This is a genomic window from Streptomyces sp. NPDC001787, from assembly GCF_040297465.1.
Taxonomy (GTDB): domain Bacteria; phylum Actinomycetota; class Actinomycetes; order Streptomycetales; family Streptomycetaceae; genus Streptomyces.
In genome coordinates, this window is sequence record NZ_JBEOZE010000064.1 from 1 (window position 1) to 8,897 (window position 8,897).

At 65.9% G+C, this 8,897-nt stretch carries 12 protein-coding genes; 9 read left to right on the forward strand and 3 right to left on the reverse strand.

The window, feature by feature from the left end:
• From ABT170_RS40390 to ABT170_RS40405, 4 genes are all read left to right on the forward strand, one after another.
• Positions 1–249 (forward strand): hypothetical protein (locus ABT170_RS40390; protein ID WP_351876210.1); only part of this gene is annotated, 249 nt, incomplete at its 5' end.
• Between the two features lie 140 nt (positions 250–389).
• Positions 390–1,085: a hypothetical protein gene (locus ABT170_RS40395; protein ID WP_351876213.1), complete on the forward strand. Its 696-nt coding sequence runs from the start codon at positions 390–392 to the stop codon at positions 1,083–1,085.
• 829 nt (positions 1,086–1,914) lie between these two features.
• The gene (locus ABT170_RS40400; protein WP_351876216.1) at positions 1,915–2,211 is read left to right on the forward strand and encodes a hypothetical protein; all 297 of its coding nucleotides are present in this window, start codon (positions 1,915–1,917) and stop codon (positions 2,209–2,211) included.
• Position 2,212: 1 nt separating this feature from the next.
• A complete protein-coding gene (locus tag ABT170_RS40405; protein ID WP_351876219.1) occupies positions 2,213–2,944 on the forward strand; it encodes a Crp/Fnr family transcriptional regulator in 732 nt (243 codons plus the stop codon).
• A 132-nt stretch (positions 2,945–3,076) separates the two neighbouring features.
• Here the strand turns inward: ABT170_RS40405 and ABT170_RS40410 are convergent, their stop codons facing one another.
• Positions 3,077–3,229 carry a hypothetical protein gene (locus tag ABT170_RS40410; RefSeq protein WP_351876222.1) on the reverse strand — a complete coding sequence of 51 codons (153 nt, stop codon included), beginning with the start codon at positions 3,227–3,229 and terminating at the stop codon, positions 3,077–3,079.
• A gap of 112 nt (positions 3,230–3,341) precedes the next feature.
• Between ABT170_RS40410 and ABT170_RS40415 the strand changes: the two genes are divergently transcribed.
• Together ABT170_RS40415 and ABT170_RS40420 are read left to right on the forward strand one after the other, a co-directional pair.
• The gene (locus ABT170_RS40415) at positions 3,342–3,647 is read left to right on the forward strand and encodes a DUF6247 family protein (RefSeq protein WP_351876225.1); all 306 of its coding nucleotides are present in this window, start codon (positions 3,342–3,344) and stop codon (positions 3,645–3,647) included.
• The gene (locus ABT170_RS40420) at positions 3,644–3,904 is read left to right on the forward strand and encodes a hypothetical protein (RefSeq protein ID WP_351876228.1); all 261 of its coding nucleotides are present in this window, start codon (positions 3,644–3,646) and stop codon (positions 3,902–3,904) included. Before ABT170_RS40415 ends, ABT170_RS40420 begins: the two co-directional genes overlap by 4 nt.
• Positions 3,905–4,263: 359 nt before the next feature.
• Here the strand turns inward: ABT170_RS40420 and ABT170_RS40425 are convergent, their stop codons facing one another.
• Both ABT170_RS40425 and ABT170_RS40430 read right to left on the reverse strand, forming a co-directional pair.
• Positions 4,264–4,605 carry an HTH domain-containing protein gene (locus tag ABT170_RS40425; RefSeq protein ID WP_351876231.1) on the reverse strand — a complete coding sequence of 114 codons (342 nt, stop codon included), beginning with the start codon at positions 4,603–4,605 and terminating at the stop codon, positions 4,264–4,266.
• Positions 4,602–5,480: a replication initiation protein gene (locus tag ABT170_RS40430; protein WP_351876233.1), complete on the reverse strand. Its 879-nt coding sequence runs from the start codon at positions 5,478–5,480 to the stop codon at positions 4,602–4,604. The genes ABT170_RS40425 and ABT170_RS40430 overlap by 4 nt, the downstream gene beginning before the upstream one ends.
• Before the next feature lie 555 nt (positions 5,481–6,035).
• On the opposite strand from ABT170_RS40430, the gene ABT170_RS40435 reads away from it, so the two are divergent.
• The 3 genes from ABT170_RS40435 to ABT170_RS40445 all read left to right on the forward strand — a co-directional run bounded on the left by ABT170_RS40435 (position 6,036) and on the right by ABT170_RS40445 (position 8,370).
• Complete coding sequence (locus tag ABT170_RS40435) at positions 6,036–6,392, forward strand: hypothetical protein (protein WP_502970642.1); 357 nt, start codon at positions 6,036–6,038, stop codon at positions 6,390–6,392.
• Positions 6,393–6,702: 310 nt separating this feature from the next.
• A complete protein-coding gene (locus ABT170_RS40440) occupies positions 6,703–7,026 on the forward strand; it encodes a hypothetical protein (RefSeq protein WP_351876236.1) in 324 nt (107 codons plus the stop codon).
• Between the two features lie 753 nt (positions 7,027–7,779).
• Complete coding sequence (locus tag ABT170_RS40445) at positions 7,780–8,370, forward strand: hypothetical protein (protein WP_351876239.1); 591 nt, start codon at positions 7,780–7,782, stop codon at positions 8,368–8,370.
• The last annotated feature ends 527 nt before the right edge of the window (positions 8,371–8,897 follow it).

An 8,897-nucleotide genomic window follows, 5' to 3' on the forward strand; every position in this document is an offset into this window, starting at 1 on the left:
AAGGCGGCCCGGGACGCGTTCACGGCGGACCACAAACGCCGGATGAAGAAGTACAAGGACAAGCGCTACTCGGGCTGGACGGGCAAGGCCCGCTGTGGCTTTATCGACCACTCGCGAAGTCACTTCTCGACGGCTTTGGGAGGCGCTCGCCGGGCCCGGACCTCGATATCGACGAGTACGGGAGGCGCCTCTGACCGAGGTCTGCTTGTCGGCGACGGGGCCACACCACCGCGCCACCTGGCCCCGTAGCCAGCGTCTTTGTCTTTGACCCGTCCCGATGTCAACGGCGGACGGCTCAGGCCCACGCCGCGGAGTGCCGTCCATCTCATCGAGATCCCGGCCCGCCGCCAGGCGTTCGAGCCTCCCGAGCTGCCCGAGAAACGCTGCTCTTGGGCATCGACAGAGCCACCCGCTGGGTGAAGGACAAGTTCGCGGGTCTGCCGAAGGAGGCGAACAACCTCTACCAGGACGCCCGCAAGCTCTACGTGTCCCAGATGCAGACGGTGATCTCCGCCGTCGCCGACCTCATCGGTACGGAACTGGGCAGGGCGAAGGCCCGCATCGCGACGGGCCGCACCGAACTCAAGGCGGAGGTCGACAAACTCCCCGCGGACCTCAAGCAGTTCGGCGAGGAAGCGGCGAAGGACTTCGCCGGGAAGTTCGAGGACCTGGAAGCCACGGTCGACGAGAAGTCCGAACAGCTGGTCCAGGACCTCGCCAACAAGTACACCGCGGCGCTGAACAAGATCGACGAGCTGAAGAACCTCCTGCTCGGCATCCTCGCCAAGGCCGGCTCCGCGATCATGAAGATCCTCAAGGACCCCATCGGGTTCCTCGGCAACCTGGTCAAGGCCGTCGGCGCCGGCCTCAACCTCTTCATCACCAACATCGCCGAACACCTGAAGATCGGCGTCGTGTCCTGGCTCCTGGGCACCGCGGTCAAGGCGGGCCTCGAACTCCCCCAGAAGTTCGAGATCCATGCACAGCTGCTGCATGGATCGGCTGCAGCCTCAGCAGGTCTGTGCAGCCCGCATGCAGGCATGCCCGCTTCCCCGCCCGCAGGAAGTTCACCGCAAGTCGCGTGAGACATCTCAGCTCTACCCCCACATAACAAGGACACAGGAGAGACGCGGACTGCGCGGCTTGCCCATGCCTGTGCTTGGCGTGTCATCCAAGAGCTGACTTCCCTTTACAGCGCAGGCACCGGCTGGCCTTGCCATCCGGCGGGGCTTGCCGGTCCGTTCCGGGGTGCGGAGCGCGGTTGTCTCCACCCGGTCCGAGCGCCAGTTGCTCCGCCCGTCATTCATCCCAGGAGGAAACGGATGTCCGCCGTTCCACAGAAGTCGCCGCCTGCTGACCCGCGCGGGGGTAGGTCGAGCCGCCTGTTGCTGTGGCACCCATTGGGATGCTCTGAGCAGGGAAAACGCTGAGGGCCCCACCGGTCGGTGGGGCCCTCAGTGACGCATTTCCATCGGGCCCCGGAAGGGGGCCACCCTCCCGGGAGGCCCGATGATGCTGAAGTCCGGGCGAGTTCAAGGCCCATGTCCAACGCGTCTATGTAACCGCTCTTACTCGCGAGTTATGCCGTAAACCAAAGTGATTTTGCACCGTGCCGACCTGAGAGCCGTACTTCTACGGCATAAGCGAGGCGGAAACACGCGTTCCATTATGGCGCAAGTCACATTCGTGAAGTCCGGTGGCTCTGGGGGCAGTTCCTCTAAGTGATCAAACGATTCCCCTACGCGTAGGGGAAGTTATGACCGCTCGCTCCGTGAATGTAAAGTCATTCGATACTGGTCGCAGGAGACCTCCCCTTCCGGGGGTGTGCCCTTCGGCTAGTGCTGCAGGTCCGAAGAGTTCATCTGGCGGTCTCCGGTCTCCGGCCGGGCTCGGCTGAACGTCCCCTAGCCAGGGATGGACAGCCGAGCAGTCGACCGCCCCTTCCCCCTTGAAGGGGTCTTCATGTCCATAGCCGTGCTCGTGATCATCGCGGTGTTATTCCTCATCGTCTTCGGGACCGTGTGCTTCACGGTCTTCCATCTCAAGATGACACCGGTGCGTATCGCGGCCGTCGTCCTCGCCATGGGCACGCTGATCGGCGCCATGGTGCCCGTCGTGCGCCTCCTCACCGAGCCCCAGCAGCTGGCGCCCGCCGTGGCTGGGGCTTATGTGCCCCCTGGTCCCTTCCGTGCGGCTGAGGAGGGGAACTGACATGACGTCCAGCGAGTTCTACGCCGAAGGCCGCCCGCGCCGCAGCGGCGTCCAGGTGCGGTTGACGCGGTACTTCCAGTCCAAGGGCGTCGTCATCGAGGCTGCCACGGCTCTCGCGGCCGGCAGCACTGTCCACCGGCACTCCCGCAACAACACACCGATCGACCGCAGCTTCGTGGAGATCATCGTGTTCGGCGTTGCGGCTGAAGACGGCCGCCTGTGGGGGCCGGAGCGGTGGCTCGGCGACCTCGACGTGTTCGCGGGACCGGCGCTCGTGCGCCCGTGGGTCGAGTTCCTGTGCGTCACACGGACGATCCGGATCTCCCGCGACGTCCTGCGCAGCTGGGCCATGCGGGATCTGAGCGTCCAGCGAATGCTGAACCAGGCCTTGCTCTACCAGCTTCGTGTCCACAACATCGTGTACGGGCTGGATTCCCGTCCGGCAGCCGCTCGGCTCGCCCAGCTGATCTACTACCTCGTCGACCAGGCCCCCGACCTGGTCGACGCCCGACTCCTGCCGGGCCGGGAGGAGCAGCTGCACGGGCCGACGCAGAAGCACCTCGCTGACGCGCTCGGCGTGAGCCTGGCCTCGATCGAGAAGAGCATGCGCTACTTGCGCAAGGCGGGCGTGCTCGCCTCCACGGGCAACGGGCGGGCCAACCGCGTCTATACGATCCTCAACCACGATCTGCTGGAGCTCGTGGCCAGCGGAGCCCTGCCGAAGGCCGCTTAGGAACGGAGACGGCGGCGGCCCCAGACGGACTGTCTGGGGCCGCCGCCGTCTCCGTATATTGCGATGTGGCGGCTTGGCTCCATGGCAGTTCAGCCTGTGGGTGGCGGCGCAACGGCTCTGGCCACTGCCCGGTCAGTCGTCGGGGGTGGTGTTGACGGCGCCGCACGACCAGCAGTTCCATTCGCCGGGCAGTTCGTAGTGGGTCGTGGTCCAGAACCCTTTGGGGCGGCCCTTGATGAAGTTGGTCTCCCAGCAGTCCCAGCACTCGAACTCGAAGTCCTCCATGTGCCAAGGATGACGCCGCCGAAAGCCGGGTGGGGCTCGTTTCCGGCAGAACGCGGCAAGTGGTGGCGACGGCGGCGCTAACGTGTCGAACAGGACCCATCTGGAGGAGCCCATGAGCGCCCAGCCCGAGTACGCCCCCACGCCGCCTCCGGCACCGGCCCCCGGTGCGGCGGCCCAGCTCCTCGCGCGGATCCGTACCGACCGCCGTGCCGAGGACTGGGCGCCGGCCTTCGAACGGGACTGGGGCAAGGCCCTGGAGGACTCGCGCGCCAGCTACAGCCTCACCCCGCTCCACGACGTCGTCCGCACCTGGCAGATCCGGCTGGACACCGCCCCGGCCGTGGACGCCTTCATCGACTCCGGCCTGGACGACACCACCTTCATCGCCCTGGAGGACATCCTCGGACCCCGCCCATGAGCACGGAGCCGTGGCCCGCCAGGCTGTCCCCGCAGGCGGCCAAGACGCTCAGCGACCTCCCCGACCACGCCAGGGAAATGCTGCGCGACGTCCTGGACATCGCGGCCCGCTCCCCCTGGGGATTCCCTCAGTGGAACGCCAACGATCCGGAGGGCGAGGACGTACGGGCCGCCTCGGTCGGCCAGCTCAGCGTCGTCTACTTCCTCAACCGCCACCGCCGGCACCTGTCCGTACTGGACATCGTCTGGCTCGGATAGCCACCCGGTGACAGCCCGGCTGCTCCTACGTGGCACACAGCCCGTCTCCCCAGGCGGGCGAGGCGCACTGTGAGGCGTGACGTGTGAGGCTAGGGCCTGCGGCAACGGGATGTCGCTGCTCCTGGCCGTGCTGCTCGCCATGGTGGGCAGCGGGTGCGGCGATGGGTAGCGGGGGTGGTGGCCGCCGTCGGTGGGGTGCTGCTCGTGGTCCTGGTGGTGGCCGTCGGGTTGCAGCAGGCCGGTGCAGCACGGTCAGTTGCTGCACGCGCTCGGGCCGCGCTGCTCCGGTCGACACCTGCGGCTTGCTGCCCCGCTTGTTCTAGAGGACCAGAACAAAACGGTTCCCCTAGTGCTACCGATCAGGGCCTTCTACCTGCAGATTTTTTGTGCTGACAGCGGGTTGGTGCGTCCCCATCACCAGCAGCGGCGTAGCGGGTGAGATCGATACCAGCCGAGCGGGCTTCCTTGAGCCGGATGGACACCAGGCCGGCGGAGACAGACAGCTCACGCGCGATCTCGTACCCCTTCAGCCCCTGCCGGTGCAGCTCGACGATCTGGTCCCGACGCTGCCGGGACCGGCCCTCGTACACCGCGCGTTCCTCGGCGACCATACGCAGCACCGTCCGCTCGGACACTCCGAACCGGTCCGCAAGCTCACGGGCCGTCGCGGTACGGCGCTCACGCATGGGTTCCCGCGTCACGACGTCCCCCTCATGTACTCAAGCATTGCTGCTGCGCGCTCGTCCCGGCGTGCAGCGCGCGCTGTACCGCTCTTCTTGCCGCGGGCGGACTGGATGGCGACGAAGGTGGCCTCGTAGACGGCCGCGCCGTCCTTCCACATCCTCGACCGTGTCGTGATCCACCGGTGGATGCTGTTGGCGATCGCACGCGCCTCCACGGCCGGCAACGGCTCCGTGAACTCGGCGTTCCGGGTGTGCACTTCCGCATGGATGGCGGTGTGCAGGGTGTCGGGGCTGCCGAAGTGGTGGCGAACCTCGCGATATGCCCAGGTCCGGGCCGTCTCGAAGATCGAGCAGTTACGCCCCAGCCCTGTGATGTTGGTACGGAAACGCTTGGTCTCCCGCCAGCGCGCTGGCGGCATATGACCGCTCAGCGCCTCCTCCAGCCCTCCGAGCGTGTGAAGACCGCCATGGAGCCACTCAGTGCTCCAGTCGGTGTGCAGCGGATTCTTCGTCATCAGCCCCGAGTACGCCGCATCCCCATCCAGTGCCCGGCGCAGCCCCTCGGTGACGGCGGCGGCGTAGGCCAGCGGCTTGCGCCTGGCGTACTCGGTCCGCGTCACCGCCTCCGCCAGAGCCCACACCGCATGAGCATGCCCGTTCACCGGGTTCTCCACGACCGCGTTGGGCAGCGGGTGTGACCCCACCGACGACACCGCCCGCAGCACCGCATCCGAGTGGTCCACATCCACAACGAGAAGATTGCTCAGCGCCGACGGGTTCACCTCCACATAGCGACGCGTCATCGCCACCGGCCGCCGCTCCCGCCGGATCCCCTCCTGCAGCCGGTTCGTCGCGTACGGCCGCAACGGCAGCCACAACTCGTCCCACTGCACAGCGGGCAACTCCACACTCATGCGCTGATCATCCAGGGTCAGCCAAGCCAAGGAGCACGGACACGCCGCGATCTTTAAAGTCCGTCGCGAACCAAGTCAGATGGTTGGGGACTTCCGGCCCTGCTGTACCACGTCCCACCTTCACGGCAGGCCACAGATTTAAAGTCAGCCACAAACCAAGTCAGATGGTTGGCAACTCCCCTCCCGCACCCACGGCCCACTCTCAACCCCCTCGAACGCCTCATGGTGCTACCGACCCTGCTCCGTGCTGTCCAGGAACGACGGCGGCGCCCTCCTTGTCGGGGGCGCCGCCGTGCTATGCGGGATGCAGCTCGGGTTCAGCTGGCGAGCCGGAGGGCGGGCCGAGCCTCGGGGGCCATCGCGTCCCCGCCGCCGTCCAGGTCCGGGGCGAAGCCGCTACCCGTGCGCCCGTCCCGTACGCGAGGCGGGCGGGATCTCGCCGACGCGGAAGTTGATGGGGCCACACGGGGTGTCCGGGGCCTTGATGTGGTTGGTCATGGGGCGAGCGACTCGTGGCTGGCTAGTAGAGGGTGGATGAGTAGCGTGCCCTCGCGCTGGCGCTCGCTGATGATCCCCTTGTCGCGCAGCTGCCCGATCGCGCGGGAAGCGGCGCAGCTGCTCGGGGTCTCGCAGCGGACCGTGGAGCGGTACCTCGCGGGGCAGATCCGACGGCCGCGCCCGCGCGCCCGGTTCGGCTTCGCGTCCGCCGCCGGGTCCAGCGACGACGGGCGGGTCCGGCAGATCACTCAGCACCTGCCCCCGGTGTACGCGGCCCGGCTCTTCGACGCCCAGGCCGCCGGCGCGACGCACGCGGAGCTCCAGGCCGTCGCCGCCGCAGGCCTCCAGGTCGAGTTCACCGACATTGATTACGTCGAACTCGACTACTCGTAAGGCATCTTGGCGGAGACTGTCTGTGATGCAGGCGGGGTGGCGCACCTGTGTCGGGCTCGTTATTCGAACACGATTGAGGGGAATCAGGATGTCCAGTTGGGGAAAGAGCATCGTGATCACCGAACCGGCTCCGCCAGTGGCGTATCCGGCTCGTCATATCGCTCCGACGTTCAGTTGGAGTGAGGTGGACGAGTTCGCGATCCCTATTCTCGGACTTTTCGGGGGCGCATTCGTTCTCCTACTGGGCGGTGCTGGTATTGGCGTTGTCGCAGGATCCCTTTTCGGGGACAAAGCGTCTACACCGGTATGGGTGGCATTCGACATTCTGGTTCTCGCCTGTGTTGCCACCGCTTATGTACTCGTGGCCCGTTATGGGTTGCGGTTCCAGACTGATGAGGGCGAGTCGCAGGAAGTGCGCGTTGCCGTTGAGCAGGGGAACACCGCGTGGAAGTGTCTTCCTGCCCAGGCTCAGAAGGAGAATGTCGAACTTCTGCGCGCTTTGAATGCGGCGGCCCGTCTCGTTCTGATCGACCCTATGGACAGTGAGGCGCAGGCGGTGCTGGAGAAGAACGCGAAGGCGTTGCACGAGCTGACGCTCACGGCTGCGGCTCTGCCATCCCCCACAGCTGTCTGACCTGTCTGAGGACTGGGCCCGTTGCACGCGCAGCGGGCCCACAGGAGTTTTCATGTCACAACACACTTTGGTCCCGCCGGGTGAGTGCGCATCCTGCGTCGCGGTCTTCGCGTGTCTCACCGCAGCAACGGGGCGCCTGAGCGCTGCTCAGCTAAGCGCTGCGGCCGGACTGGGGGAGCGTTCTGTGAGGGTCCACGTGGCCTACCTTGTGGAGCACGGTCATCTCCGTTCCGACCGGCGCACCCCCGTAGGGACGTCGCTGGCCCCGCCCGCCGGCCCCGCTTCGGCAGGGGCCAAGCCTCCGTTGGAAAGAGCTGCGAGCGCGGCCTGCCCGGATAGGACCTGCCGCCGGATTCTCATCGTTCTGGCTACCGCAGCAGATGCCTCATGGGGCGGGCGCATAAAGCTGACGCACATTGCGCAAGCAGCCGGATGCAGCGTCCGCACCGCGAGCACCCACCGTCTCCACCTCGTGGCCCACCACCTGCTCCGAATTACTCCATCCTCGGACGTCCACCCGTGCGGCCACAGCACCCGCGGCCCCGACCACTACCAGCTGCTCACGGAAACGGAGAGCGAGTTCGAGCGGCAGCGTCATCGCTGTGAGTAGAAGCCGGGCGACCACACCACCAACCGGCTCGCCCATGGGGTGGCACCCGATTACCCAATGGGCGCCACCCCATGTGACCTGCGAATATGCATGATCATCTTGACCCTTGTGGATAGAAGCCGTGACAGACGGATTGGGAGTTCATGGACCAGGGTTGGGCGGCAGTCATTGCCGGAGTGGTAGGGCTTGTCAGCGGTGTTGGCGGTGCGGTGGTCGGAGGCGTTGCAGCGGTACGCGGTGCCCGGCTGGGGGCTGAGACGAACGCTGATGCTGTGCGAGGCCAGGTTGTGGCGCAGGCCGCAAATGAGCATGCGCATTGGGTACGCCAGGAGCGACAGAAGGCATACCGCGAAGTTTTAGACGCTTACACAATCAAAGCTGTGCACGCATCCAAATTCATTACGAAGTTAGAGAAAGGCGAGCACCTGACGGAGGCTGAAAAGCATGAGCTTGAATCCGTATCAGGAGACCTTTCGGCCGCTTGCAGCCGCCTTTCCCTGATAGGCCCTGAACGGGTCTATATTGCGGGGTCTCTTTTGCGTGACTGCCAGGATGAGGTGACCGGAACGCTTGAGTTTTGGTCGGAAGATCTAGAGACGATCCTTCCCGAGGATGTATTTCCTTGGGGAGAAGTCCTGTCGGAGGAAAGGGACAACTCTTACGTGGCCTACCATGACTTCATGAGAGAAAGCCGGAAGGTCATAATCTACGGAACCTCCGGCGAGTGGGAGTGATATGGACTCCGAATTCGTACCTTCCTAATGGGATCTCTAGAACCGTGACACGATCAACGGAACCCCAGAGCGACTGATCAGACGTTCCCCTCACTCCTTCAGACGTCATCGCCTGCACCGATTGGGGTATCCCACCGTTCCGCCAATTCAACATGTGCATCTTCAGGCGATGCACGAGCCCCATTCCTCGCAGCCAGCGGCCCGCGCAGCGGGCTTCTGACCCTGAAGGCGGAGCCGCAAGGGCTTGGGCGGAGGGAGCGGAGCGGACCCGCCATCGCCCACGGAGTGGGCGTCACGCTCCTTGCGAAGCACGGAGCGTGAGCCCGGAACGGGGTCAGCCTCGCGCAGCGAGGCCAAGCCGCAAAGCGGCCAGCCCTGAAGCGAAGCGCAAGGGCCACACCCGGCTCCGCCGGGTGTGCGGTGAGCGAAGCGAACCGCCCTCCCTTGCACAGCGCGCAGCGCTGTGGGACCCGCTCCGCGTTCAGGGTCAGAAGCCCGCTGCGCGGGCCGCTGGCTGCGAGGAATGG

What these genes read in the sequence shown, in the direction of transcription:
- ABT170_RS40400 (WP_351876216.1), top strand. Translation starts at nt 1,915, where the DNA reads ATGGACAGCCGAGCAGTCGACCGCCCCTTCCCCCTTGAAGGGGTCTTC.
- ABT170_RS40410 (WP_351876222.1), bottom strand. Translation starts at nt 3,229, where the DNA reads ATGGAGGACTTCGAGTTCGAGTGCTGGGACTGCTGGGAGACCAACTTC.
- ABT170_RS40415 (WP_351876225.1), top strand. Translation starts at nt 3,342, where the DNA reads ATGAGCGCCCAGCCCGAGTACGCCCCCACGCCGCCTCCGGCACCGGCC.
- ABT170_RS40445 (WP_351876239.1), top strand. Translation starts at nt 7,780, where the DNA reads ATGGACCAGGGTTGGGCGGCAGTCATTGCCGGAGTGGTAGGGCTTGTC.
- ABT170_RS40420 (WP_351876228.1), top strand. Translation starts at nt 3,644, where the DNA reads ATGAGCACGGAGCCGTGGCCCGCCAGGCTGTCCCCGCAGGCGGCCAAG.
- ABT170_RS40435 (WP_502970642.1), top strand. Translation starts at nt 6,036, where the DNA reads ATGAGTAGCGTGCCCTCGCGCTGGCGCTCGCTGATGATCCCCTTGTCG.
- ABT170_RS40405 (WP_351876219.1), top strand. Translation starts at nt 2,213, where the DNA reads ATGACGTCCAGCGAGTTCTACGCCGAAGGCCGCCCGCGCCGCAGCGGC.